This window comes from Thiomonas sp. (assembly GCF_054608695.1).
Genome location: NZ_JBTRXV010000144.1, coordinates 1 through 5,901 on the forward strand (window position 1 = coordinate 1; position 5,901 = coordinate 5,901).

Genomic DNA, 5,901 nt, shown 5'->3' on the forward strand with positions numbered 1-5,901 from the left:
CCTAGATCATGAAACTGCGTGGAATCCATCCCCCAACGCTGGGTTCGCGCAACCCTCACCAAGTGCCGTGCACGCCCCAATACAGGATGAAGACCGCCACCAGCGTGGACACTGCCCAGGCCCAAGGGGGCATCATGAACCACAGCCGTTCAGCCATGCCGCTCGGGGAGGCGTTGCCAGGCTCGCCACGCACGGCGTTTTCGAATCGGCTGAAAAAATCCTCGATCAGCCCCCTGGCGGCCAGATGGACCGCGCTCATGCCCATTTTGGCGATCGTGCACCGGCTTCCATGTTGGCCTGATAGGTCATCTGTGCGCCGCCCTCGGTGGGTTGCAGCGCAATCAGCGCGTGGCCCATCAAGCCGGTTTCTTGGACAGCACCGTCCCTGGCCAGCGCCCGATACAAGGTTGAGCGATGCCGCTTGATCGCGGTCGCCGTGCCGTGTCTCTGCGAGTTCGTGTGGGTGCTCCGCAGGGTCTACAGCTTTCAGGCCGCTGACGTGGCGACCGCGATCCGCACCCGACTGGCAGTTGTGAATGTGGAGGTGAACAGGCCTGCCGTCGAAGCCGGCCTGTCGGTGCTTGAGGCGGGCGGCGATTTTGCGGATGGTGTGAGTGCCTATGAGGGGGGCTGGCTCGGCGGGGCAACCTTTGTGTCCTTTGACCAGAAGGCGGTCGCGCTGCTGACCGCACAGGGGCAATCCGCACGCCTTTTGTGAGGGGCGCTTCACAAACAGAACCTGCGCAACAGCCCGGCAATGCCGGGGTTGCGCATTCACCGCGTTGGCCCTCCCATGCCCGATCAACCTCGATGACCGTCCAGGCCATCCAGGCTGAACTCGCCCGCAGCGGCAACCGCTGTGAGCATTGCGGCAAACAACACGAGCCGATGGAGCACTGTGCATCGAACGGCGGGAGTGGGCTCTGATCGTGGTCTGCGTGCCCTGTGCCTGGTCAATGCAGGTTGTGGTCTCACTTGCCCTGGCCAACATCCCCCATGGAAACTCCCTCACGACCGCTGAAGTGCCGACCGTGATGGACCGACGATTTCCGGAACTTGCGTGAAGGAATGCACGTTTGGGCGCTTTGGGTTCGTTGCCAGCCCGGCGAGTTGCCCCCCGTTTGGGCACAATCGCCGACATGTTGTCCCTCGCTTCTTGCGCTCGCGCTTCTTCAGCCCGATGCGACCCCATCTCTCGCCTGAACACCCCATCCCGAATCACGGCCTTGCTGGCGCTGCCAGTGGTCATCATGTTGCTGTGGGCGATCTGGAACGAATCTTGGCAATTCCAAATCGCCAAGCATGAGGTGCAGGCCCGCGCGCAGAGCGCAGGCCTGCAATACGCCAATCGAATCGCCAGCCGGCTCGATGGGCAATTCTCCGCGCTGCAATTCCTCGGCACCGCGCTGTTGCCGCCAGACAGTGCCTCGAGTCCGCCCAGCGCCAAGACGATTGCAATTCTCCGGCTCTATCTGGCTTTGCACCCAAGCCTCTATGCCTTCAATATCCAATCGCCGGATGGAAACCGGATCGTCTGGTCTACCCGCCGGCAGAGCGCCCGCCCCATCAATCCGGGGCGCGTCTTGACTCCCCTTTCAAGGAATTCGCAGTTTCTACTGGGTCAGGACCAATATGCGCAACGCGTCCAATCGCGCGTGATCCCCCTACGCTACCGGGTTGCCGATCGCCTGGGCCGAACCCAGTTTTTCGTGGGCACGCCCTATCGGGTCGACCGGTTACTGGGCTATGTCGATTCTGCGCCCTGGCGCTTCCAGGTCATCGATACCCGTGATCGCAGCGTCGTCGGCATCTGGCAGGGTGGCCAGGTTGGCTGGGCGGCAACGCTCTCCAAGCCTGCGGCAACAGCGTTTGGCCCGGACATTGCAGTGCCCGGCTACCCCTTCATGATCCAGGTTCGATGGCACCCTGCGCTCGTCGTCCAGGCCTGGATCAAGGGAGCCTGGCCGCGTTGGCTGCTCGAGGTTCTCGCCGTCGCGCTTCTGACTCTGGCCGCCTGGTGGATGCGCCGTCTGCTGCGGCAGCAACAAGCCGACAGAAGCCGCCTGCGATCTGCGGCGTACAGCGACCCGCTGACGGGCCTGCCCAACCGCTTGGCTTTGCAGCAGCGCCTGCCCCTGGCGCTGGCGCAAGCCAAGCGCAACGGGACCCAATTGGCCGTCGGATACATGGATCTGGATGATTTCAAACCGGTCAACGACACCTGGGGGCATGCGGCGGGTGATGCGCTGTTGCAGAGTCTTGCCCAACGCCTGCGATCCTGCATGCGCGGAACCGATCTGGTGGCGCGCTTGGGTGGGGATGAGTTCGTCCTGGTCTTCGAAGGTCTGACACGACCCGACGATCTGATGGCAGCGCTTCAGCGTATCCATACTGCCGTCGAGCAACCCTTTGCACTTCCCGGCGGCCACCGCGCCCAGGTCGGTCTCAGTCTCGGGCTGACCCTATACCCCGACGACGACTCCGACGCCGACCTGCTGCTGCGGCATGCCGACGCCGCGTTGTATATCAGCAAACTGCACAAGGCTGACCGCCCCCATTGGTGGCGGCTCTGGGGACAAGACACCCAGGACAGCGAGGAAACGCGGCTGGAGCGCAATCCATTGCACATCGATCCCTATGGCCCAACAGCCGGAGGATTGCTCGAATCGGCACAAGAGCATTTTGCGGCGGTGGCAGACCGTTTTGTCGAGCGTTTTTACGCCGCTGTTGCCCAGGAGCCTGAGTCGACGGAGATTCTCTCGCGCCTGAGCCCGGCCGAATTCGTCCACCTCAAGGCACATCAGGCCAAACACCTGCGCAGCCTGCTGTCCGCGGATTTGACGGAAGACGGCCAGCGCCAGCGGGCCGCCCAGGTCGGCCGGATCCACGCCCTTGTTGGCATGCGATCGGCGGTCGTGGTCAAGTCATTCGGACGGTATCTGCAACTGCTGAGTCAGATCGCCGGAAGTTTGCCTGCCCGCGCTGCGGACCGGCAAGATCTCGTACACATCCTGATCGGCCGACTGCAAGTCGAACTGGAAGCCCAGGTCGAGTCCATCCAGCAGACCCACGATCAATTTCCGCAGTGGATTTTCAGACTGGAGCAGCGGCTCCCGGAATGGGCGCACTGGGTCGATTTTGCGCGGGATATGCTCGACGAGGTCATCAAGCTGCCGGGCCTTTGTGCTGCCGTTTTTTACAAACCCGATGCGCAGGGGCACTTCGTTTACGAATTCAACTCCGGACGCTTCGGGGACTACATGCGCTCCCTCGAACGCCATGGCGTGCCATCGTTGGAACTGAACAGGCACAGCCCCTACGGCCAATCCCCGCATCCCCGCGCCTGGCGCAGTGAGCGCATTGAAACCAACCCCAGCTATTCCAGCGATCCCCGCATGGCCTCCTGGAAAGAAGCCGCGCACGCGGTGGGCATCCGCAGTTCGGTCGCCATTCCGATCAAGGACGGACGGGACCATATGGTGGGCGTGATCGGCCTGTATGGCTTGTATCCCGGACAGTTCGAGAGCGCGGCGATGCACGCGTTCTTCGACAGCCTGGCGCAGGTGTGCCGCCGTTTCCTGCAAAGATCCCAATCCTCGCGTCTGAGCCCGCCTCTTCCTGCGCAGGAGCGGAGTCATTGGCGCGAACGGCTGTTCGGCGGCGGACTGGAGATGTTCATGCAGCCGGTGGTCAATCTGCACACGGGCAAGCCCTTCAAGGTCGAGGCGCTGGCCCGCTTGCGACTGGAGGATGGGCAGTTGATCACCCCGGGGCAGTTCTTGTCGGCATTTGGAAGCAGCGAGCTTGCCCACCTGTTCGTTCTCGGGCTGGATCAGGCGCTGTCCCAGGTTTCCCGATGGGATGTCCAGGGCCCGTCATTAGACATCTCCATCAATCTGCCGCCCGAAGTGTTGCTTGACGCCGATTGCCCGCGCTGGATCGACGACGCCTTGCAGAAGCACGGCATGGCCCCGGAACGTCTGCACCTGGAGATTCTGGAAAGCGCGGAGTTTGACGATGACAAGCGCCGCGATGCGGCTGTGCAAATGCTGACCGATTTGGGCGTGCGGCTGGTCATGGACGATCTGGGCTCGGGCTACAGCAGCCTGCTGCGTTTGCGCACCCTGCCGTTTCATGCCGTCAAGATCGATCAGGGGCTGGTGCGCGAAGCGCACAAAGATCCCCGCCGGATCATCGGCTTCATCGGCGCGCTGGTGCGGCTGGGGAAAGGACTCGGACTCACGGTGGCGGTCGAAGGCCTGGAGACGCCAGACCTGATCGAGGCCGCGGCCGTGTTGGGTGCGGACGGTGGCCAGGGCTATGCGCTGGCCAAGCCGATGCCCGCTTCCGAGCTGCCGGACTGGGTGCGGCATTTCCGTCTGAACATCGATCCCTCCAGCCCCCGAACTCCCCTGGGCGCAGTCGCGGCAGATTGGCTTCGCGAACAAACCGTTTTCATCCCCCAATCCCCATCGGGGGATCTGGCCCGGCGTTGTGACGCGGCCGCGACATAGTCCGCCACTCCAGTCATGTCAACAAAAACTCTGCTGCATGGCCACATACTCGGGATGTTTCCGTGGATTTCTGGAAGCTTTCCAAGCTGCCGTCCGTTCCAAAATGGGGGACTCGTCATCCTTGCTGGTGTGCAGGGCGGCATCTCATGATGGGCGCCGCCCTGCGCGTCGGGAATGGGAAGCTGAGCGACAAGTTCCGCATATGCGCGCTGGAGATGCGATGGCGCGTTTGCGGCCGGATTCGCCTCCTTCGCAGTGGGTGCCTGGACGCCTGCCAACGGATCGTCGGCGCGGGGCACGGCGAGGGTGAGCACCGCGCCCGCCCTCGGTGCGGCGGCGTCACGCTGGGTCAGCGGCGGCACAGGTTCCAGCGTCGTTCGACGGTCTTGAGAATCGAGGTGTGGTCCAGCGCCATTTCGCCATCGGCGCCGTTGTCCGGATGGGGCCGGTTCGCGCCATGATCGATCGAGACGGCGACGACGCGCGGCGGGGTAGGCCCATGGCCTGGAACGCGGCCTGCGTATCCGAGTCCAGATAGCCAGCCGCCGCCCAGTTCGATGAGGGCGATGCACTGGCCGGCGCCGGACGCCTCCGTGGGGAAGTCGTAAAGAGCGCCGACCTGGTTCGGAAGATAACCCGGCATTGCCGAAGCGTCGGGCAGTTGGACGATGCGGCTCTCGGCCGCCGGCCGGGTGTCGAGCCCCAGGACGGCTTCGACAACAGCAGCGACGTCATTCGGCAACAGCACCGGGCCGGAGCGGCCGCGGAAACGATGCTTGCCGTCGTGATCATGGCCAAGCTTGGTTTGGAAGGCTGCCTCGACTTTCGCCGCGGGTCCCAGTAGCTTGATCAGGCGCCTACCGGGTTCAACGGAAACCACACTCAGCCCGGCTTGCTGTGCAAAATCGGTCACGCATTGAATGTCGCTTTGATGTGCCGTGGCGCGAAGGGCGTTCAGCTCGGCACGGGTGCAGTGCGAGGTCTTGGCATCGTCAGGGCGGGGTTTGAGGTCAACGCGGACCTCGACCGGCTCGTCCGGCGCCACATCGGCGATACGGATGGCAGCCGCCGGTTCCAGCCTGTGGCTGCCCGGCAATTCGACATACGTGCGACGCGTCATGCGTGAACTCCGGTGGGCCCGTACGTTCAACGGTCATGGTGTGCCATGAGGCGGCGCGCACGCTCGTTCCAGGCATGCGTGCGCTCGACAACCCAGCGCTTGGCCTGCACGACGAAGCCCCTGGGGACGCCCTCGGGCCACAGGGGCCGTTGCGCGTCTTGCCACGTGCCCGTGCTGCGGTGGCGCGCGATGTCCACGCGGATGCCGCGAGCCTCTTCGATGGCCACAGCGCATGTGCCGCCGTCGGCGTAGAGCTTCTGCAGTCCG

Annotated in this window: 4 protein-coding genes and 1 pseudogene; 2 read left to right on the plus strand and 3 right to left on the minus strand. The window is 63.9% G+C overall.

What is annotated here, in order from left to right:
- Positions 1–55 precede the first annotated feature (55 nt).
- Complete coding sequence (locus ACYCUK_RS22845) at positions 56–259, minus strand: hypothetical protein (protein WP_461596905.1); 204 nt, start codon at positions 257–259, stop codon at positions 56–58.
- A 162-nt stretch (positions 260–421) separates the two neighbouring features.
- Here ACYCUK_RS22845 and ACYCUK_RS22850 point away from each other — a divergent pair, with 162 nt between their 5' ends.
- Positions 422–718, plus strand: coding sequence for a PIN domain-containing protein (locus ACYCUK_RS22850; protein ID WP_461596906.1), 297 nt, complete (start codon positions 422–424; stop codon positions 716–718).
- A gap of 508 nt (positions 719–1,226) precedes the next feature.
- Positions 1,227–4,514, plus strand: a complete 3,288-nt coding sequence (locus ACYCUK_RS22855; protein ID WP_461596907.1) for an EAL domain-containing protein — start codon at positions 1,227–1,229, stop codon at positions 4,512–4,514.
- A gap of 349 nt (positions 4,515–4,863) precedes the next feature.
- On the opposite strand, the gene ACYCUK_RS22860 is transcribed toward ACYCUK_RS22855, so the two are convergent.
- Both ACYCUK_RS22860 and ACYCUK_RS22865 read right to left on the minus strand, forming a co-directional pair.
- On the minus strand, positions 4,864–5,634 hold the full coding sequence (locus ACYCUK_RS22860; protein WP_461596908.1) for a protease pro-enzyme activation domain-containing protein: 771 nt from the start codon (positions 5,632–5,634) through the stop codon (positions 4,864–4,866).
- Between the two features lie 29 nt (positions 5,635–5,663).
- A pseudogene (locus tag ACYCUK_RS22865) lies at positions 5,664–5,901 on the minus strand (IS5-like element ISCARN14 family transposase); the annotation flags it as partial.

Coding starts and splice junctions, on each gene's coding strand:
- ACYCUK_RS22845 (WP_461596905.1), bottom strand. CDS start 259: ATGAGCGCGGTCCATCTGGCCGCCAGGGGGCTGATCGAGGATTTTTTC.
- ACYCUK_RS22860 (WP_461596908.1), bottom strand. CDS start 5,634: ATGACGCGTCGCACGTATGTCGAATTGCCGGGCAGCCACAGGCTGGAA.